Source organism: Paenibacillus sp. Soil724D2 (assembly GCF_001427935.1).
Lineage (GTDB): Bacteria > Bacillota > Bacilli > Paenibacillales > NBRC-103111 > Paenibacillus_E.
Window position 1 is genome coordinate 170,118 of the sequence record NZ_LMRY01000003.1, and the last position, 17,898, is coordinate 188,015.

Here is a 17,898-nt window from a genome sequence, read left to right on the forward strand (position 1 = left end):
ATAAGTTACCCACATCGTTATCCACAAAAAAAGAGAGGCAAAATCCGCCTCCCTCTGCGATATTCCTTCGTTTTCCACAATCTTATCCACATTATCCACAAAAAATTATGAAAAAGTTATTCTTCTGCGTATTCTTTTAAAACCGTTGGTAACCGTGGGTTTGCACTAGTTATGCACATTGTACACAGGGTATGTGAATAACTTTGCACACAAGCTGTGTATATATCTAAGTTTTCTTACAATTTGATATTGTTTAGTTATTTATCACGCCGTCGTGGCTTCGGTTGGAGCCGCTGCGTTATTTTGCATACGAATAGCTTGGTTGCAGGCTGAGATAAAAGCTTTCGCTACAGCAACAAGCACATCCTGGTCAATGCCTGTGTTTTTGTAAGTTTGGCCACCCACTGAGATGGTGACTTCCGCTTCTCCTGTTGCTTTTTCACCTGTGGATAACGAATGAAGCTCCAGATCGGAGAAATCCACAGCCATCGGAATCGCTTGTCGAAGGCACTGCACGATTGCTTCAATCGGTCCTTCACCAGTCCCTGAATACACATTTTCAACACCAGTTTGATTGTTCTTTACCGACACGGAGGCGACCCGATTGCGGTCACTGCTAGAAACAACTTGCATATGTGTCAGTGTAAATGGCTCCATTTGCCCATCAACGGTTGAGCCTACAAGCTCCATAAGCTGGTCGTCAGTCACCATTTTCTGATCATCTGCTTTTTCTTTGAATCTGGTATAAAGTGTATCCAGTTCTTCTCCTGTGAGCTCGATGCCAAATTGCCCGACGCGATGCTTCAGTGCATGTCGTCCTGAGTGCTTGCCAAGGATGATCATGGACCGTGGAATGCCCAGCTTTTCCGGATCCATAATTTCGTACGTGTTACGATTTTTCAGCAGTCCGTCTTGATGGATACCTGCTTCGTGCTGGAAGGCATTACGGCCGACAATCGGCTTATTGTATGCAATCGGAAAGCCCATGATGCGGCTGACCATTTTGGATGTGTTGAAAATTTCACTAGATACGATTCCTGTTTCCACACCCATGGTCATCTTACGTGTCTCAATAGCCATAACGAGCTCTTCGAGAGAACAGTTGCCTGCGCGTTCCCCTACACCGTTAACGGTTACTTCCACATGTGTGACTCCTGCAGCAATAGCTGCTAGGCTATTCGCGACAGCAAGACCCAAATCATTATGGCAATGTGCGCTGTACTCCACGGTGTCGCCGCCCCTTACACTTTGGCGTACTCTGCGGAACATAGCTCCGTATTCTTCCGGCAGCGCGTAGCCTACTGTATCGGGGATGTTCAGTATCGTTGCTCCCTCAGCAATGACCGCCTCGAGTACTTCAAACAGGAATTCGTCCCCTGTTCGCGTTGCATCCATCGGAGAGAATTCGATCCGATCAACGAATTGCTTCGTATAGGCGACCATGGAGCGAGCCATCTCTACCACCTGTTGACGGGATTTACGAAGTTGAAAATCCAGGTGGATGTCCGATGAGGACAGGAACATGTGAATCCGTCTTGAAGCAGCATCCTGTGTGGCTTTTATCGCCGAGTCAATGTCTGCTTTAACAGCACGGGCGAAGCCGCAAATCTCTATGTTCTGCAGTTCCCGTGAAATTTGCTGCACCGCCTGAAAATCACCTGGGCTTGAAATCGGGAAGCCCGGCTCGATCGTATCCACGCCCATTTTCGCGAGCTGCCTTGCGATACGAATCTTCTCTTCCGGATACAGTGAGGCTCCTGGCGCCTGTTCGCCATCTCTTAGTGTCGTGTCAAAAATACGAATGCGTCGATTTGTGTTTGTGTTGTTGATTTCCATGTTTATTCCTCCTCAAGGTTGTGCCAGATCTGCTGGCAAAGTTCTTTTATGGTTTGAAAATGAAAATGAATCGTGCTACGACTGACTTATGTGTCTTCTCGTTACTTTAGTGCTGTTTTTCATCGCTAACGTAACCAACTTCGGCTTTTCTGTGACTTTAGGGATGTTTTTCACTCTTAAACCAGGTGATTTGAGGCAGACTCCTTATTGGATTCCCCGTTAGTGATGTTTTTCATCACTACAGCTCCTGATGGGGCTGGGGGGTGTGACCTTATTGATGTTTTTCATTCTTACAGAAGCTACTGTTGAGCGGGCTGTGACTGTAGCGATGTTTTCCATCGTTACAGAAGCTACTGTTGAGCGGAAAGTGACTGTAGCGATGTTTTTCATCGTTACAGAAGCTACTGCTGAGCGGAAAGTCTCTGTAGAGATGTTTTTCATCGTTACAGAAGCTCACCTTGACGGGAGCAGGCCAGTTGGCTGCTTTTAGTCAATTGAGATGCCATCTCAAAAAAACAACAAAAAGACCCGTCATCTCCACATAAGAGACGACGGGTCTTCACCCAGCGCGGTACCACTCTTGTTGGCTCCAAGTCACGGAGCCCACCTCAGACATAGTGCAGCCCAACTAGCTGCTGCTCTACGTCACCCGTTCACGGAGGTCACCCGTTCATCCCTAACAGCGTTTGACTGGCTGATCAGGATGACCGCTTCCAAGCGAGTTCGGGGCATTCACGGTCTGCGTCGCATCAACCCGCAGCTTTCTGTACCGTACAAGTGAGCCCTTACTACTCTTGTTCATCGCGTTTTTTGTATGTTTTCCTTGCTACTATTGTTCATCGCGTTTTTGTTTATGTTTTCCTTACTACTCTTGTTCATCGCGTTTGTTATATGTTCATATTCCTTCTTCACATTTGTTCATGTTCGCTTCAAGTTTCAGAACAACCAAAAAAGCCTGCCATCTCTATAAAAGAGACGACAGGCTTGAACCTTCCGCGGTACCACTCTAATTGATCCGAGCTGTTACACTCGAAACCACTCATGTACCTGATCACGGGGGTCAACCGTCAAGACCTACTTGGGTGCTGGATCCTTGGCATCCTTATCAGTCTTACCGCTCCCGGGCGAGTTCAGGTACCGTTTCGTCTGTGCTTTCACCAAGCGCACAGCTCTCTGAGCGAAACTACTGTTCCTTACTAATCCCGTTCGTTGCGTTTGAAAGTATTGATTGTGATTATAATATGCAGCTTTGGCAAAGTCAATACAGTTGTCAGAAAATTTATTTTATTGCCTTTACCACTCTTCAAGCTTGAGCTGAGGCTCTGCCTTCAGTTCCATGGAGTCGAATTCCTGCTTGTCCCACTTGAGGAAAGCGGCTGCGCCTATCATCGCAGCGTTGTCCGTGCAAAGGCCGAGCGGCGGCACGAGCAGAGGCACATTCAGCTGCTCGCAGCGCTCGGCGAGCCTGCTGCGCAGCCCTTTGTTCGCGGCGACACCGCCCGCGAGCAACAGCTGTTTCGCGCCGTATTCACGCACGGCGCGATCAGCCTTCTCCACAAGCACGTCGATGACGGAGGCTTGGAAGCCCTTGGCAATCTGCGCGACTTGAACGGCCTCGCCGCGCATCTTGCTTTGGTTGACGACGTTCAGCACAGCGGATTTCAATCCGCTGAAGCTGAAGTCGTAAGAGTCTGCCTCGAGCCATGAGCGAGGCATCTTGATCTCGGACTCGGCTTCCTGCGCAAGCCGATCCACATGCGGTCCGCCCGGGTAAGGCAGGCCCATCGCCCGCGCGATTTTGTCGTAGGCCTCGCCAGCCGCATCATCGCGAGTTCGTCCGATGATGCGGAATTGGCCCGGCCCCTCCATCAGAATCAACTCGGTGTGTCCACCGGACACAACGAGAGAGATCAACGGATACTCTAGCTCATGTACAAGTTGATTCGCATAAATATGTCCCGCAATATGGTGAACACCAATCAGCGGCAGGTCTAAGGCACAGGCTAGCGCTTTGCCCGCAACGACACCCACTAACAAGGCCCCGATTAATCCAGGTCCCTCGGTTACGGCAATCGCTGACAGCTCCTGCAGCGATACGCCCGCTTTCTGGGTGGCTTCCTCCAGCATCCATGTGATCGATTCCACATGCTTACGGGAAGCCACCTCCGGCACCACACCGCCATAGCGTTGGTGCGTTTCGATCTGGCTGGAAATCACATTGGAACGAATGATTTTACCATTTTCGACAATGGCTACAGAAGTTTCGTCACAGCTCGTCTCGATCGCCAAAATATAAACCGGCTTCGTGATGCGAGCTTCCGTTTGCTGTTGTCCTGTTTCATTCTTTTGCTCTTGTCCTGTTTTACCTTTTAGCACATCCTTATCTATCTGTTGCCTCGTTCCACTCATTTGCTGTTGACCTATTTCACTCATTTGCTGTTGTCCCGCTTCACTCTCTTGCTCTTGCCCTACTTCTCTAGTCAAATTCGTCACCTATCCGAAAGCCTCAATCCCCGAGACTATCCTTTCTTCTCTTAGGCAAGTCTGCCCACATAATGACAGCATCCTCGCGATTATCCGTGTAATATCCTCTACGCACGCCAACAGAGCGGAAACCGACTTTTTCGTACAAATTTTGCGCAACGTAGTTCGAGGCTCGCACCTCAAGTGTCATCCGAATAGCCCCTAAAAAAGCAGCTGTTTTCATCAGCTCCCGAAGCAAACGTTCCCCTAGCTTACGTCCTCTATACGTATCCCGAACTGCCACATTCGTGACATGCGCCTCTTCCATGATAAGCCACATGCCGCCATACCCGGCGACCTCACCTTCGATATCCATAATCATATAATGAGCGAACTGATTGTTCGTTAATTCATTTTCGAATGCACCTTTTGTCCAAGGCGTCGTGAACGCTTCTTGTTCAATTTCACAAATATAAGGGATGTCTTCCATTCGCATGGAACGGAACACCAACGAGTTTTCGGTTGTTTGCGGTTGTCGCTGCTCCATCATCAATGATCCCCTTTCTTCGTCTTAATCCCGGCCAGTAAATTCGCTTCGGCTTCCGGAAGTCTGGTGTAGTTGGGGACAAATGTATGCACATCGGCCTTCTCCCCTTTGGCCAACCTCGGATAGGCTAGTCTCCCGATATATTCCGCTTCAATGCCATAGGAAAGGACACGAACAACTCCGTCCCAATCCCGCGCGAATTGTTCAAGCTCTGCCATGAAGCCCTCGGTTTCACCCACAAACAGAAGCTCTTGTGGCCTTTGTCCTTGCGAAGATGAGGCTGCTTGTTTAACGATTTGCTCCGTCCAAGATCCAATAACGCGAATGCCATCAGGCAGTACTTCTTGCCAGCTTGCTTCTAGCTCTCCATTAGCTGTCATGGGGGAAGCACCCTCATAGGCATAAACGGCTGTAAAAGCCTGCTTTCTCCTGCCATCCATGAGCGGAACCACCCAAGTTGGCCCATTTCCGGTCGCGCTCTGCTCCTTCATAGCACCGCCAAGTGCCATTGCTTCTAAGCTGGACACACCAATAAGATCCAGACCTAACGACCATGCGAATGTTTTGGCAACAGACACGGCAATACGAACCCCTGTATAGGAACCGGGGCCTTGGCCCACAGCGACCGATTGAAGGTCCTTGGGTTTGAGATGTAAACTCGCAAGCAAATCTTGAATATGGGGAAGAAGCCCGATCGAGTGATTCCGTTCAGCGTGGGAGCTGACCTCGCCCAGCATGGCACCATTTTCCAAAATAGCAACTGTCATTGCAGATGTTGAGGTATCGATGGCTAAGCATCGTCCTAAATTCATTGTCCGTTCTGTCATTGTAAATGTCCGTTCTCCTTCATTTGTACACACCAGCTCTGATACGGGTCTCCGTACGGAGTCAGGTGAAATACTCTGGTTTGATCATCCTTTTGGACAATCGTGATAGCTAGTCGCTCTGTGGGCAGAAGGTCTTCAATTAAGCTTGACCATTCGATCAGCGTAACGCCCGCTCCATAAAAGTAATCGCCGAGCCCTAATTCATCCGCTTCCTCTTGGGAAATGCGGTACATATCCATATGGTAGAAAGGAAGCTCGGCTCCCTCATATTCTTTGATAATGGTAAATGTAGGCGAGTTGACGGTTTCGGTAATTCCCATCGCTCTGGCAAAGCCTTGCGAAAACCTCGTTTTTCCCGCACCCAGATCGCCATCTAATGTAAAGACGGTGCCAGGCTGCAAATAAGCGGCCAGCAATCTCCCCAGTTTATCGGTATCTTCCTCATGCCGGGAGTTATACATAAATGTGGATTGAGGCAAGTAGATCTCATCCCTTTCTTTCCGTTTGCGCGTGCTGCTCCTATTATAGTCCTCGCTAGTAGGCAACATCAACTCTGTAATTGAAAAAGCCCGCCCCGAAATGACTCGGAGCAGGCTTTGCTGTTCTTTCATATCCACTAATGGACCTCTTCTAACTCTTGAACTGCAACGACCCGAGTATCTGCAGGGTTTTCTTCTGCATGAACTTTGGCAACTGCTTTGCCAGAATCCACACTGTCAATCCATACAGGGAGGCCGTTTAACTCGACGTGAATCTTCTCATCTGCGGCTAAAATTTCTTGAGCGCGATGAATGTTCATGGCTCATCCAATACGGATTCCGGATGATCCATCGTATCCGTTGTCGTGGATTCGATTAATCCATTGTGCATGGTGACGTTACCGCCTCCCAAGCCTTCATTAATCATGCGATCAATGTCCATGAAATGATCATCTTTGCCTTCATTGATCGTATCTTGGAATGCATTTGAATCTTGTGCCATCCGTAATCCCTCCTTAGCTTTAGATTAGCTCATGTTGATCAACTTTCGCTTTTAAAGTACCCACTATCGAGGTAATCCATTCTCTTAAATCCCTACCGTATAAAGGAATTAAATCAAGAGAATACTAGTACAATCACGATTATTGGGGAGGAATCATAAGATGCATACGGTTTGGAAAGGCGCGATTAGCTTCGGACTTGTTCATGTGCCTGTGAAAATGTTTTCGGCTACGGAAGATAAAGATATCTCCATGCGTTATATACATAAAACTTGTATTACACCACTCTCCTACGTACGTAAATGCCAGACTTGTGAGAAGGAAGTAGAGTGGGAGGAAATTTCCAAGGGATATGAGTATGAACCTGGACGTTTCGTTATTTTTGAGAAGGATGAATTGGAAAATATCTCAGGCGAAGCGAATAAAGAGATCAAAATTCTGGATTTCGTCAACTTGACAGATATTGATCCGGTTTATTTTCAAAAGACTTACTATCTTGGGCCTGGAGATACAGGGTCTGGCGCCTATCATTTGCTGCTGGATTCCATGCGTCAAACCGGCAAAATCGGCATCGCCAAAGTCTCGATCCGCTCCAAGAGCTCACTAGCCGCCATTCGAGTTATCGAGAACTGCCTCGCTATGGAAACTATCTTTTACCCGGATGAGATTCGTCCGATTTCTCAAGTTCCCAACCTTCCCGAGAAAGTCACCGTGAACGAGCGTGAAATGGAAATGGCGAAGATGCTCATCAGCCAGCTATCGACACCTTTTGAGCCTGAGAAGTATAAAGATGAATACCGCGGCCGCTTGCTCGAAGCAATCGAACATAAGGTGGCTGGGGAAGAAGTCCAATCGGCGCCTGCGCTGCAGAAAACGAGTGTTATTGATCTCATGGCCGCGCTGCAAGCTAGCCTTGACGCCACGAAATCGACGGACGAAAAAGTAACTTTAGGTGAGGACGCCAGTGTCACTGAGGTCAAGAAGCCGAAAGCGAAACCGAGAGCCAAAAAAGTCAAAGAACCAGTAACGTGAAGGTGAATAGGACGCAAATAAAGCGCAGATTCTTGAGATTCAAGGATTAGCGCTTTTGCTTTTTTCTATTGCTCTACATATTCTGTGCAAAGGTGCAATCCGCTATATCCATTTGAACGAAGGCTTGGATACTGGGATGCCTCATCGTCCCGTGGGGAGTCCATTCAAGAAATTGGATTTTCGCCGTTAACTTGGGTTCAATCCAAATGGCTTCTTTGCTCCGTTCAGGCTCGTTAATAAATGGCTTTTTTGACCTCGTCATCGGTTCAACGATCTTCGTCAATCGACGCCAATCTTCCCTGCTTAATTTCCCAGTGCCGGCGTGACCTATATAAATAAAATGGCCATCTTTGTCGTATAACCCAAGAATTATCGCATTGACAACACCCGCCCTAATCGTTACCCCGCCAATCACAGCAAATAGGTCTCGGAAAATCTTCTTCTTCACCCAACGGCTGTCTTTTCCCCCAATAGCATAAGTACTGTTGAGGTCCTTACATACAACCCCCTCCATGCCGTGCTCCTTCATAACATCAAAGAGTTTGTTTCCATCCGCAATATTTTGCGTAATTTGAAATTGAGGCAAAGGTGTAATCACTTCATGAAGTATCTTCTGTCTCTCGGATAATGGCTTATCCACGACCCATTTGCCATTGTACATGAGGATATCAAAAATCATATATGTAATAGGCGTCTGCGTGATGGCTCTATCTATGCTTTGGCTTTTCCGTAAAGATTCCCTCTTCATAATCTCGTGAAAGGCAGGCTTCTTTTGATCAAATGCTATGATTTCCCCGTCTAAGATGACGGAAGAAGCCGAACAATATGTTTTTATTTCTAGCAGCTCGGGGTACTGTTTGGTTCGGTCATTACATCTGCGATTCACTAAACGAACATCTTTTCCATCAAAATAGGTTAGCATTCTGACGCCGTCCCACTTGATTTGTGCCACCCAATTATCGGATGTTGGAATCGTTTCCGTGCTGATCGGCTCGAAAGGAAATACGGGCTTAAGTTCCATGTGGTTCTCCCATGTTTGATATGTTCTTTTCATTGTTGCCATTATTAAAATAGAACAAACCAAGCTATGACTACGTCCGCCTTTAAATTAAAATCATAAAATGATCAGCCTTACGCCCGTTATCTACTAGTTGCTATCAGCTAATAGTGTCTACCCCTAGACATGTTGTACTTTGTACAACAAAAAGCAAGCAAATACGCGCTATTTTCAAAATTGTTGCAGAAAATACACCATTTACTCCAAGAAATAGCTCCATAGCATGAAATATGGCTAAATTGTTGTACAAACTGCAACATCTACAGCACTTTTTCCACTATATAATTAAATAATTATATAAGCATTGACAAATGAAAACGAAATTGAGAAAATGACAAAGAATTTTTTTGTACTTTACACCTTACGAAGGGGGTGCAGCTTTGGTTGAAATAGATAAAGTCGCGGACGTTTGCAAGCTGTTGGGGGATAAAATGCGGCTCACGATTCTTTCGCTTCTTAAGGAACGTGAGCTTTGTGTGTACGAAATCGTGGAAATCATGAATACCAGCCAGCCTAATGTGAGCCAACATATGCGGAAATTGAAGGACGGCGGCTTGGTTAAGGAAGCCAAGAAGGGGCAATGGGTATATTACTCGTTAAACATTGACGATAAGCCCTATTTGCATGTATTATTTCAATATTTGCCTTCTCAAAAAGAAAAGGTAGATATCATATCTTGTGAACAATTGGATTGCTGCGACTAGCAGATACTTACAACTTAGGAGGTTTAAGAGTAATACATGGTTTACTTAGCACTTATCATCTTTTTACTTACACTGACCTTCGTTATTTGGCAGCCTAGAGGGCTGAATATTGGATGGTCCGCATCAGCAGGTGCCATTCTGGCACTCCTCTTTCAGGTTGTTTCTCTAAATGACGTCGTTACTGTGACAGGCATTGTGTGGAATGCAACTTTGACTTTTGTCGCTATTATTCTAATCTCCCTCATCTTGGACAACATTGGATTCTTTGAATGGTCTGCCCTTCATATGGCACGAATTGCCAAAGGGAATGGGAAGGTCATGTTCGTCTATGTTATCCTGCTCGGGTCAGCTGTTGCTGCACTATTCTCTAATGATGGCGCCGCGCTAATTCTAACGCCAATTGTTCTAGCTATGGTTCGTGCTTTGAAATTCCCGGATAAAATGATTCTGCCATTCATTATGGCCAGTGGTTTTATAGCGGATACGACATCCCTTCCTTTTGTTGTGAGCAACTTGGTGAACATCGTATCGGCTGACTTTTTCGGTATTGATTTTGTCACTTATGCTAGCCGAATGTTTATTACAAGTCTAATCTCATTAGCTGCCAGTTTGCTTGTGCTGTTCCTGTATTTTAGAAAAGACATCCCTCAAAACTACGATATCACTCAGCTTAAGCGTCCTTCTGAAGCGATTAAGGATATTCAGCTATTTCGATTATCTTGGGTCATTCTTGGGATCCTAGTAGCTGCTTACCTAATCAGTGGGTTTATTAAAATTCCTGTTTCCATTATAGCCGGGGTCGCTGCACTTAACTTCATTCTGATTGCCCGATCGAGCAAGGTGATCGAAACCAAAAAAATCATCAAAGATGCGCCATGGGCTGTCGTGATTTTTTCAATCGGCATGTACGTAGTTGTTTATGGATTAAAGAACGCTGGCTTAACCAATGCTCTTGGAGAACTAATTGAAATCATTTCAGGTCAAGGATTGTTCCTTGCCACCATAGGGATGGGTTTCCTAGCCGCTATACTTTCCTCGGTTATGAATAACATGCCGACGGTAATGATTGATGCACTAGCAATCAAGGGCACTCAAACAGCGGGAATCATTCGTGAAGCTCTCATCTATGCCAATGTCATAGGCTCCAATTTAGGGCCTAAAATCACTCCAATCGGCTCGCTTGCGACTTTATTATGGCTCCATGTCCTATCCAAAAAAGGTGTGAAAATCACCTGGGGGTACTATTTTAAAATAGGCGTCATCCTTACGATCCCAACTTTGTTAATCACGTTAATTGGTCTGTACCTATGGTTAAACGTAGTTTCATAATCGACCTATAAGGAGATGTTCCGTATGGACAAAAAAATCGTATATTTTCTATGCACGGGAAATTCTTGCCGCAGCCAAATCGCAGATGGTTATTTGAAAGCTTTGGGAAGTGACAAATATGAAGTGAAGAGTGCCGGTCTGGAGGCTCACGGATTAAACCCAAGAGCGGTTGCCACGATGAAAGAAGATGGCATTGATATCTCTACTCATACCTCTGATGTGATTGACCCCGACATTTTGAGTCAAGCGGATTACATCATTACATTGTGCGGTCATGCCAATGACAATTGCCCAGTAGTGCGTAATGATAAAGCCGAAAGATGGCACTGGGGCTTCGATGACCCGGCCAAAGCAATAGGAACTGAAGAAGAAATTACAGCCAAATTCCGCGAGGTTCGCGATGCCATTAAAGCTCGGATTGCGCAGTTCGTAAAAGAAGGTAACTAAGATGATCAAGAGAATGCACGTCGCGGTGAATTGTTCCGATCTTCACAAGGAGGATTCCGAATTTGAATCCGCGGGAGAGCCTTTGGATGCCTCATTATGCTGTGCACCACCGTCCGCACCTGTAAAGGCAACTATAGAATTCATGCCATTTAAGAAAAAATAAGGAGGGCATATCCATGCCAAAAAATTACCAAGCCTTAATCGAAGATAAAATCTTCTTTGGCGGTGCCTCTGACGTTGAGGACATGGTCAAGAACGAGAACGTTGAAGTGATTGTTGATCTACGCGGAGAAGCCACGGAGTGTGCTTTCCCAGCCGGTAACGTCGAATGGATTCAAGTCCCCCTTGGAGACAACGCCGAAGTACCACAGGATCAGCTCTTTCAGCAAGCAATCGATCACGTTATAGAGGCTTATAACAGTGGTAAAAAGGTTGGCTTTCACTGTGGCGGAGGCAAAGGTCGTACCGGAGCTGTAGCTATCGGGACTTTGATCACATTGGGCAAAAGCCAGACCATCGAAGAAGCGGAGAAAATAGCTCAAAGCATTCGTCCAGTCGTGAATGTTAGACCCCCTCAACGTGAGGCTCTTGAAAAACTATTTAATAAATAAACCATAAAAACTAGACCCCTGAGCAAATTTTCTTAGAGGCCTATTTTTTTGCTATTTTTTAACGCTGCTTATCTAAAATCATCGATTTATTCATCCAATCTAGTTCTACATCGAGGGTCTTAAATCGGAAACCAACGTCAAATTTGCTCATTTGAGGTTGCCTAATGAATGACTCCATATTCTCAGTCGAATGATGTTGTAAAAAGTGCAACAATTTTAACCTAAATCTCGCCTTTTCCCCTTCGTTGTTGCATTATGTACAACAATTTGGTCCAATATTGGTCATTTCGTAATAAATGGGTTCACCATGTTGTACAAACTGCAACATCGAGTTGGGAAATAGACTTTTGGCGTGTGAATTGTTGTAAAAAATACAACATTGTTAATCACTATAGTCCACTTGCCCTCACGAAACTGAATGACTCTATAATCGAACTTTAGAGTTTTGAATACCAGTGTGAGGAACCATAATGAATCAATGGACTGGCTCTATCTTTCAATAATTTGCTCACGTTTCGGTCCAATGGAGACCCAACGAATAGGCACACCAATCAATTTCTCAATGTGAAGCACATAATTCTGAGCTTCAATTGGGAGATCGTTAAACAAACGGATATGTGAGATATCACACTTCCATCCCGGCATTTTTTCATAGACTGGCTCTGCTTGCTGTAATTGTGAGGTATGCGGGAAATCCATGCTAATCTCATTTTGAATCCGATAAGCGTTACATATTGGTATTTCCTCCAGATAGCCCAGCACATCTAGATTGGTTAAGGCAACCTCGGTTGCGCCCTGCAGCCCACAGCCATACTTGGTCGCAACGGCATCGAACCATCCTACGCGCCTTGGCCTGCCGGTTGTTGCCCCGAATTCTCCGGCATCCCCGCCACGCGTACGTAACTCATGGGCAGCCTCTGCATGAATTTCGGATATAAATGGCCCTTCGCCAACACAGCTTGAATAAGCCTTCGTTACAGCGACAACTTTCTTGATGGCATAGGGAGGAATGCCTGCCCCAACAGCAGCGTATCCAGCCAAAGTGGATGAAGATGTCGTATAAGGATAAATACCATGATCAGGATCTCGTAAAGCTCCCAACTGCCCCTCAACTAATACCGATTGTCCTTTTGCTAATGCATCTTGCAGCAATGTTGTCGTATTGCACACAAATGGCTGAATGAATGCCGCTTGCTGCTGCACTTCATCAACAAGCTGATCTACATCCAGAGGAGCCTTTTTATATAAATGAGTGAGAAGTATATTTTTGGACTCCAATGCCCTAGTTAACTTTGACCTTAAATGACTTTCATCAAATAATTCGGATACTTGTAGGCCAAGCTTCGCATATTTATCCGCATAGAATGGCGAAATCCCTTGCTTGGTGGACCCAAACTTCCTATCCCCTAAACGTTCCTCCTCCAACTCATCGAAAAGAATGTGATAAGGAAGCACGACTTGCGCGCGTTCAGAAATACATAACTTAGGCTCAGGTACGCCTCGCTTCACTAATTCCTGAAATTCACTTTGGAGCTTACTCATATTTAAGGCAACACCAGGCCCTATAACATTCGTGGTTCCAGGATAAAACACTCCAGAGGGAAGCATATGCAGCGCAAATTTGCCATAGTCGTTAATAATCGTATGCCCTGCATTGCTCCCACCTTGGTACCTAACTACAAACTGGGAATGAACGGCAAGCACATCTGTTAATTTCCCCTTGCCCTCGTCGCCCCAATTCGCTCCCACAATAGCTGTAACAGTCATCTTAAGATCACCCTCCTATTGAAATAACTCCATACAACTAAGTATAATGACAATATTATTATTACAAAAATTAATATTACTAATACTTAATATTAACCGTATTGATATTAGGGAGATGAACGAACGATGATTCACAATATGGAGCTATATCAAGTCTTCTATATCACGGCAAAAGCGGGAAGTCTATCCAAGGCAGCTGATGAATTATTTGTTACACAACCAGCTGTTACGCATTCGATTAAACAATTAGAGGCAAAACTGGGTGGGCAATTATTTTTCCGCACATCCAGAGGAGTAACATTAACAACGGAGGGGCGCGAGCTATTCACCTATATTGAGCAGGCTTACCACTTTATTCTTAATGGTGAAAGAAAAATTACGGAGATGCATCAGCTTACGCACGGAGAGGTGAAAATTGGAGCCGGTGATACGCTCTGTAAACATTTTCTTTTGCCGCATCTTAAGCAATTTCACGAAGCGTTTCCCAAAGTAAAGATACAAGTAACGAACAGAACCACAACGGAGACGATTACTCTGCTAAAAGAGGGGAAAATCGACCTAGGCATCGTCAATCTCCCTATTTCTGATCCTCATATCTCCATTCAAGAAAGCATTGTCATTCATGACTGTTTCTTGGCAGGGGAAGCGTACAAGCATCTTACAGTGACCCCCATTTCTCTCGAGAAGTTGCTTGAGCATCCGGTTATCCTGCTAGAGAAAGGGAGCAGCACCCGCGCCTACTTAGATCATTTTGCTGAAGGGCACGGTTTGTCCATGAAGCCAGAGATTGAGCTTGGCAGTGTTGATTTACTTATCGAATTTGCTAGAAATGGCTTCGGTATAGCTTGCGGGATCAGAGAGTTTGTCACTCAAGAACTTTTGGACGGAACGTTGTATGAAATTCAATTAACAACACCTATCCCCGCCAGAAAAGTTGGTATTATTAAATTAAAGAGCACACCCCTATCTGCTGCTGCCACTCATGTGTATGATACTTTAAGACAAATATAAAAAAGTGCTAACTGATTGCAGTTAGCACTTCTTTTTCAGCCATAGCCGTCTTCTAAAGCTCCGACAAATACTTTTTTACAGCCTCTACAGCTTCTTTCCTATTTCCAGCCTTGATAACCACTCGGTCTTGTTCATATTGCTTCATCGCATGCTCATAGCGCGGATCATAGTAATGCATCAGAAGCAGCCTGACGGCGTTCCCATAGTGCTGTTCTTGAAGATTTGTCTCAATTTCTTTGGCAATTGGTGTATGGATGCGATTCTTAATATGCTTAAACGCAAATAAAATATCCGGCTGATTTTCGAAAGGTCTGTAATCCTCGATAATATGCTGAACACGTTCTTCGATCGGCATTTCGATAAAAATCTGCTTGGCAGCTTCTTTTTTTTGAACGAGAAACTGGGGAAGAACGACTTTGCCTATTCGTTTGCTTTCTCCCTCTATTAAAACGTAAGGCGCTGATTCAAGCTTCAATAGTTGTCCGACGAGTAAGGATTCGAACGTCTTTTGGTTATGCGATTTCAGGCCAATTTCTCCAAATATGGAACCTCTATGACCCGCCATCCCTTCAAAATCCAAGACAGGATAGCCCTCTTCCAGAAGACTGCGCAAAATTGCCGTTTTTCCGGTTCCCGTGTTTCCCAGAATAACGTGGGCAGGGGGCTTAAAATCTCCAAGCTGCTCTAGTGTACTTACAACCCACTTCCGATAGGCCCGAATACCTCCTGTCAACCGGTAAACCCGAATACCCATCAGCGACAAAACAGTTGCTGTTGTTTTACTCCTCATTCCGCCGCGCCAGCAGAAAACGACCTTCGGTTCCTTGATTTGCTCGAAAGACTTCACGAAAGCAGGCAGCTTCGCAGAAACGATCTCCAGCCCTCTATCTTTAGCTGCTTGTACGCTCACTTGCTTATAAAGCGTACCGATCTCGGCACGCTCTGCATCCTCAAATATGGGTATATTCAGGCTGCCTGGGAAAGTGCCATCTTCAAATTCGGAAGAGGAACGAACGTCGATCGGAATGATCTCTTTTTTATTTTGCAGGGTAAGTAATTCTTCGATGGTGATATCTTGAAACAATGGATTTTCGCTCCTTTAACTTACAACAATGCGTCCAGGATGTTCTGCCGTAATTTCGCCAATCAAGCTCGCTTCTACGCCGGCATCCTTCAGTTTGCGATACAATTCATCCGCCTGCTCTCCATCAACAGAGATGAGGAGACCGCCCGAGGTGACCGCGTCGCACAAAATCCATTGGCTAATTTGATCCAACGTTTCAGCAAATGTGATCGATTCCTGTACATGAGCAAAGTTGTTCTTTGTGCCTCCAGGAACGAATCCCTCTTCGGCAAGCTCTCGCACTCGCGGCAATACAGGTACATCTTGCGCAGTTATGCGAATACCCACGCCGCTGCCTTTGGCCATTTCTAGAGAATGTCCCATTAAACCAAAGCCCGTCACATCCGTGCAGGCATGAACGTTATAAGGCTCCATCGTTTCCGCCGCCGTCTTATTCAGCGTTGCCATCACCTGCGTGACTCGCTGAATTTCTTCCTCATTCAATCGATCCTTTTTGATCGAGGTCGTCAGAATACCAACGCCAATCGGCTTCGTTAAGATCAATTTATCTCCGGGCTTAGCTCCTGCATTCGTACGAATTTTCCCTGGGTGCACCAATCCCGTGACGGCGAGTCCAAACTTCGGCTCGTTATCATCGATGGAATGACCACCTACTAGTGTAATTCCCGCCTCTATCATTTTATCCCCAGCACCGCGTAAAATATCGGCAAGCACTTGCTTGGGAAGCGTTTTAATCGGAAAAGCCACAATGTTTAATGCCGTTAATGGCTTACCGCCCATCGCATAAATATCACTGATAGCATTCGCCGCAGCTACTTGTCCGAATGAATAGGGATCATCAACGATCGGAGTGAAGAAATCTACGGTTTGAACGAGCGCAAGCTCTTCACTTAGTTTATAAACACCTGCATCATCGCTCGTATCTATCCCAACCAGAAGATTTGGGTTAGCAACTGTAGGCGGCAAAGATTTTATCACTTGAGAAAGATCTCCCGGACCGATCTTGCATCCGCATCCACCTTTTGTGGAGTAGGAGGTTAGTTTGATTTTATCCCCAGTCGTCATTTGGCTTCTATCCCTTCATTTTCACACTATGTATGTATCCATGATAACCGATTGACCGCAAAAATAAAAACGAACATCTCTTATCCGTGAGCTGAATCACAGAGCAGAATGTTCGTTTTTGGTCTTTAACGTTTCGTATGCAGCGACTTTAAGTTTGCTTCAATGGAAACACGTTGGTTTTCTAAGAATGGCGGGAGGGAAAGCGATTCGCCCAGCGTCTCAAGGGGTTCATCCGTAGCAAAACCCGGACCATCGGTCGCTAGCTCAAACAGAATGCCATTCGGCTCGCGGAAGTATAAGGACCGGAAATAGAATCGATCTACGAAACCTGAGTTAGGCAAACCAGCTTTGTTAAGGATTTCAGCCCAAGCCAGCAGTTCTTCCTTGTCTTCAATACGGAAAGCAACGTGATGAACGCCGCCGCCGCCTTGACGTGAAACCGGCAGATCGCTGCGCGGCTCGACCTGGACTTCGGCCCCTGACCCACCTTCGCCTACTTGCATGACAATGATATCTTCTTCTCCTTTAGCCAGCGAGGGAATGCGTTCTTTCTCCGCGAAGCCTAGTAAGCGAAGCGCTGCCAGCGTGGATTCCGGCTTCCGTACGGTAAGCTTCACTGGACCTAGTCCGGTGATGCCGTACGAAACGGGAACCGCACTTTTTTCCCACGGCTTCCCGCCCTTAACACCTGTATTATTTTCATCGGAAACGATGGCTAGCTGCTGACCTTCCGGATCTTCGAAAAAAATGACTTTACGTCCCGCAAAATCCTCCACAGGGGAGTACTTCACACCATGTTCCTTGAATCGCTCTATCCAATACGAAAGCGCGTCGTCATTCGCAACACGAAGAGATGTACCTGAGATACTGCTTACCCCTGCAGCATTAGGTCCAACCCCGGGAAAATCAAAGAAAGTAAGCTCTGTTCCCGGATTCCCCTTTTCATCTCCATAAAACAAATGATAAGCCGTTGTATCGTCTTGATTGACTGTTTTTTTGACAAGCCGCATGCCAAGCACCTCGGTATAGAACTGGAAGTTCGCTGCTGCGTCCCCTGTCATCGCGGTTACATGATGAATACCTTTTACGTTCAAATCTATCCGTCCTCTCTAAACATGCTCAGACCTCTGATCAAACAC

General features: G+C 45.8%; 19 protein-coding genes and 2 other annotated features. Of the genes, 7 read left to right on the plus strand and 12 right to left on the minus strand.

Annotated features, from left to right (window positions below; all coding sequences use genetic code 11):
* Positions 1-264: 264 nt before the first annotated feature.
* Complete coding sequence (locus ASG85_RS05710) at positions 265-1,836, minus strand: 2-isopropylmalate synthase (protein ID WP_057304949.1); 1,572 nt, start codon at positions 1,834-1,836, stop codon at positions 265-267.
* Positions 1,837-2,110: 274 nt separating this feature from the next.
* On the opposite strand from ASG85_RS05710, the gene ASG85_RS05715 reads away from it, so the two are divergent.
* Positions 2,111-2,326, plus strand: coding sequence for a hypothetical protein (locus ASG85_RS05715; protein ID WP_156396435.1), 216 nt, complete (start codon positions 2,111-2,113; stop codon positions 2,324-2,326).
* A 51-nt stretch (positions 2,327-2,377) separates the two neighbouring features.
* Positions 2,378-2,647, minus strand: a binding site (T-box leader).
* Between the two features lie 157 nt (positions 2,648-2,804).
* Positions 2,805-3,055 (minus strand) — a binding site (T-box leader).
* 74 nt (positions 3,056-3,129) lie between these two features.
* On the opposite strand, the gene tsaD is transcribed toward ASG85_RS05715, so the two are convergent.
* The 6 genes from tsaD to ASG85_RS05745 form a co-directional block, all read right to left on the minus strand.
* Positions 3,130-4,245 carry a tRNA (adenosine(37)-N6)-threonylcarbamoyltransferase complex transferase subunit TsaD gene (gene tsaD / locus ASG85_RS05720; RefSeq protein ID WP_082587985.1) on the minus strand — a complete coding sequence of 372 codons (1,116 nt, stop codon included), beginning with the start codon at positions 4,243-4,245 and terminating at the stop codon, positions 3,130-3,132.
* A gap of 97 nt (positions 4,246-4,342) precedes the next feature.
* On the minus strand, positions 4,343-4,849 hold the full coding sequence (gene rimI / locus ASG85_RS05725; protein ID WP_174806667.1) for a ribosomal protein S18-alanine N-acetyltransferase: 507 nt from the start codon (positions 4,847-4,849) through the stop codon (positions 4,343-4,345).
* A complete protein-coding gene (tsaB, locus tag ASG85_RS05730; RefSeq protein ID WP_060645616.1) occupies positions 4,849-5,673 on the minus strand; it encodes a tRNA (adenosine(37)-N6)-threonylcarbamoyltransferase complex dimerization subunit type 1 TsaB in 825 nt (274 codons plus the stop codon). The genes rimI and tsaB overlap by 1 nt, the downstream gene beginning before the upstream one ends.
* Positions 5,670-6,134 (minus strand): tRNA (adenosine(37)-N6)-threonylcarbamoyltransferase complex ATPase subunit type 1 TsaE, encoded by a 465-nt coding sequence (tsaE, locus tag ASG85_RS05735; protein WP_060645640.1) that lies wholly within the window; start codon positions 6,132-6,134, stop codon positions 5,670-5,672. The genes tsaB and tsaE overlap by 4 nt, the downstream gene beginning before the upstream one ends.
* Positions 6,135-6,289: 155 nt before the next feature.
* A complete protein-coding gene (locus ASG85_RS05740; protein WP_057304947.1) occupies positions 6,290-6,472 on the minus strand; it encodes an H-type small acid-soluble spore protein in 183 nt (60 codons plus the stop codon).
* Positions 6,469-6,654 carry a hypothetical protein gene (locus ASG85_RS05745; protein ID WP_057304946.1) on the minus strand — a complete coding sequence of 62 codons (186 nt, stop codon included), beginning with the start codon at positions 6,652-6,654 and terminating at the stop codon, positions 6,469-6,471. The genes ASG85_RS05740 and ASG85_RS05745 overlap by 4 nt, the downstream gene beginning before the upstream one ends.
* A gap of 160 nt (positions 6,655-6,814) precedes the next feature.
* Between ASG85_RS05745 and ASG85_RS05750 the strand changes: the two genes are divergently transcribed.
* Complete coding sequence (locus ASG85_RS05750) at positions 6,815-7,684, plus strand: Ku protein (protein WP_057304945.1); 870 nt, start codon at positions 6,815-6,817, stop codon at positions 7,682-7,684.
* Between the two features lie 73 nt (positions 7,685-7,757).
* Here the strand turns inward: ASG85_RS05750 and ASG85_RS05755 are convergent, their stop codons facing one another.
* Positions 7,758-8,705 carry an RNA ligase family protein gene (locus ASG85_RS05755; RefSeq protein WP_060645617.1) on the minus strand — a complete coding sequence of 316 codons (948 nt, stop codon included), beginning with the start codon at positions 8,703-8,705 and terminating at the stop codon, positions 7,758-7,760.
* A gap of 467 nt (positions 8,706-9,172) precedes the next feature.
* On the opposite strand from ASG85_RS05755, the gene ASG85_RS05760 reads away from it, so the two are divergent.
* From ASG85_RS05760 to ASG85_RS05775, 4 genes are all read left to right on the plus strand, one after another.
* The gene (locus tag ASG85_RS05760; RefSeq protein WP_057305115.1) at positions 9,173-9,445 is read left to right on the plus strand and encodes an ArsR/SmtB family transcription factor; all 273 of its coding nucleotides are present in this window, start codon (positions 9,173-9,175) and stop codon (positions 9,443-9,445) included.
* Positions 9,446-9,481: 36 nt separating this feature from the next.
* Positions 9,482-10,774 (plus strand): arsenic transporter, encoded by a 1,293-nt coding sequence (locus ASG85_RS05765; RefSeq protein WP_060645618.1) that lies wholly within the window; start codon positions 9,482-9,484, stop codon positions 10,772-10,774.
* Between the two features lie 24 nt (positions 10,775-10,798).
* Positions 10,799-11,221, plus strand: a complete 423-nt coding sequence (gene arsC, locus ASG85_RS05770; protein ID WP_060645619.1) for an arsenate reductase (thioredoxin) — start codon at positions 10,799-10,801, stop codon at positions 11,219-11,221.
* 176 nt (positions 11,222-11,397) lie between these two features.
* On the plus strand, positions 11,398-11,832 hold the full coding sequence (locus ASG85_RS05775) for a dual specificity protein phosphatase family protein (RefSeq protein ID WP_060645620.1): 435 nt from the start codon (positions 11,398-11,400) through the stop codon (positions 11,830-11,832).
* Positions 11,833-12,321: 489 nt separating this feature from the next.
* Here the strand turns inward: ASG85_RS05775 and ASG85_RS05780 are convergent, their stop codons facing one another.
* Complete coding sequence (locus ASG85_RS05780) at positions 12,322-13,599, minus strand: adenylosuccinate synthase (RefSeq protein WP_060645621.1); 1,278 nt, start codon at positions 13,597-13,599, stop codon at positions 12,322-12,324.
* Positions 13,600-13,725: 126 nt separating this feature from the next.
* On the opposite strand from ASG85_RS05780, the gene ASG85_RS05785 reads away from it, so the two are divergent.
* A complete protein-coding gene (locus ASG85_RS05785; RefSeq protein ID WP_060645622.1) occupies positions 13,726-14,610 on the plus strand; it encodes a LysR family transcriptional regulator in 885 nt (294 codons plus the stop codon).
* 52 nt (positions 14,611-14,662) lie between these two features.
* On the opposite strand, the gene mnmH is transcribed toward ASG85_RS05785, so the two are convergent.
* The 3 genes from mnmH to ASG85_RS05800 all read right to left on the minus strand — a co-directional run bounded on the left by mnmH (position 14,663) and on the right by ASG85_RS05800 (position 17,853).
* Positions 14,663-15,694: a tRNA 2-selenouridine(34) synthase MnmH gene (gene mnmH / locus ASG85_RS05790; protein ID WP_060645623.1), complete on the minus strand. Its 1,032-nt coding sequence runs from the start codon at positions 15,692-15,694 to the stop codon at positions 14,663-14,665.
* Between the two features lie 15 nt (positions 15,695-15,709).
* Positions 15,710-16,759: a selenide, water dikinase SelD gene (gene selD, locus ASG85_RS05795; RefSeq protein WP_057304937.1), complete on the minus strand. Its 1,050-nt coding sequence runs from the start codon at positions 16,757-16,759 to the stop codon at positions 15,710-15,712.
* A gap of 125 nt (positions 16,760-16,884) precedes the next feature.
* Complete coding sequence (locus ASG85_RS05800) at positions 16,885-17,853, minus strand: ring-cleaving dioxygenase (protein WP_060645624.1); 969 nt, start codon at positions 17,851-17,853, stop codon at positions 16,885-16,887.
* Between the last annotated feature and the right edge of the window lie 45 nt (positions 17,854-17,898).

What these genes read in the sequence shown, in the direction of transcription:
- ASG85_RS05745 (WP_057304946.1), bottom strand. Translation starts at nt 6,654, where the DNA reads ATGGCACAAGATTCAAATGCATTCCAAGATACGATCAATGAAGGCAAA.
- selD (WP_057304937.1), bottom strand. Translation starts at nt 16,759, where the DNA reads ATGACGACTGGGGATAAAATCAAACTAACCTCCTACTCCACAAAAGGT.
- tsaE (WP_060645640.1), bottom strand. Translation starts at nt 6,134, where the DNA reads ATGTATAACTCCCGGCATGAGGAAGATACCGATAAACTGGGGAGATTG.
- ASG85_RS05780 (WP_060645621.1), bottom strand. Translation starts at nt 13,599, where the DNA reads ATGACTGTTACAGCTATTGTGGGAGCGAATTGGGGCGACGAGGGCAAG.
- tsaB (WP_060645616.1), bottom strand. Translation starts at nt 5,673, where the DNA reads ATGACAGAACGGACAATGAATTTAGGACGATGCTTAGCCATCGATACC.
- ASG85_RS05750 (WP_057304945.1), top strand. Translation starts at nt 6,815, where the DNA reads ATGCATACGGTTTGGAAAGGCGCGATTAGCTTCGGACTTGTTCATGTG.
- ASG85_RS05755 (WP_060645617.1), bottom strand. Translation starts at nt 8,705, where the DNA reads ATGGAACTTAAGCCCGTATTTCCTTTCGAGCCGATCAGCACGGAAACG.
- ASG85_RS05710 (WP_057304949.1), bottom strand. Translation starts at nt 1,836, where the DNA reads ATGGAAATCAACAACACAAACACAAATCGACGCATTCGTATTTTTGAC.
- tsaD (WP_082587985.1), bottom strand. Translation starts at nt 4,245, where the DNA reads ATGAGTGGAACGAGGCAACAGATAGATAAGGATGTGCTAAAAGGTAAA.
- ASG85_RS05785 (WP_060645622.1), top strand. Translation starts at nt 13,726, where the DNA reads ATGATTCACAATATGGAGCTATATCAAGTCTTCTATATCACGGCAAAA.
- ASG85_RS05775 (WP_060645620.1), top strand. Translation starts at nt 11,398, where the DNA reads ATGCCAAAAAATTACCAAGCCTTAATCGAAGATAAAATCTTCTTTGGC.
- ASG85_RS05765 (WP_060645618.1), top strand. Translation starts at nt 9,482, where the DNA reads ATGGTTTACTTAGCACTTATCATCTTTTTACTTACACTGACCTTCGTT.
- arsC (WP_060645619.1), top strand. Translation starts at nt 10,799, where the DNA reads ATGGACAAAAAAATCGTATATTTTCTATGCACGGGAAATTCTTGCCGC.
- ASG85_RS05740 (WP_057304947.1), bottom strand. Translation starts at nt 6,472, where the DNA reads ATGAACATTCATCGCGCTCAAGAAATTTTAGCCGCAGATGAGAAGATT.
- ASG85_RS05760 (WP_057305115.1), top strand. Translation starts at nt 9,173, where the DNA reads ATGCGGCTCACGATTCTTTCGCTTCTTAAGGAACGTGAGCTTTGTGTG.
- rimI (WP_174806667.1), bottom strand. Translation starts at nt 4,849, where the DNA reads ATGATGGAGCAGCGACAACCGCAAACAACCGAAAACTCGTTGGTGTTC.